General features: G+C 35.0%; 1 protein-coding gene. It reads right to left on the reverse strand.

The features are described from left to right. On the reverse strand, positions 1–251 hold a 251-nt coding region (locus PK35_RS16975), incomplete at its 3' end, for a beta/alpha barrel domain-containing protein (RefSeq protein WP_044627778.1). Positions 252–474 lie beyond the last annotated feature (223 nt).

Genomic DNA, 474 nt, shown 5'->3' on the forward strand with positions numbered 1-474 from the left:
GCTGCTGCATCGGTAACAGAACCAACACCCATTACCATACCTGGCAATTCTTTAATGGCATATTTTACCAATTCGCCAAAAACTTCGTGAGCAAAATCACCACGTGCTGTAAATTCCATTAAACGCGCGCCACCATCGTAACAGGCTTTTAATACTTTTTTACTTAATTCTATATCGTTATTAAAAAACAAAGGAACCATTCCTGTGTCCTTCATTACCTGTGCTACTTCTAGCCTTGTAAATTGTGCCATTTATTTTTTCTCATCGGAAATCATAACGTACAGTTTCCGAAAATTTTAGTTAGTTATACAAAATAGAAGAGGTTGTTTTATTAAATTTTAAAACAGCCTCTTCTAACTTTAAATTATTTTATCTTGCTACACGCCCTGATGCATCACCGCCCATAAGTTTTTCAACTTCTGAAACCGTTACTAAATTAGCATCACCTTTAATAGTGTGTTTTAAACATGAAGC

It is taken from the genome of Neotamlana nanhaiensis (assembly GCF_000943555.1).
GTDB lineage: Bacteria > Bacteroidota > Bacteroidia > Flavobacteriales > Flavobacteriaceae > Neotamlana > Neotamlana nanhaiensis.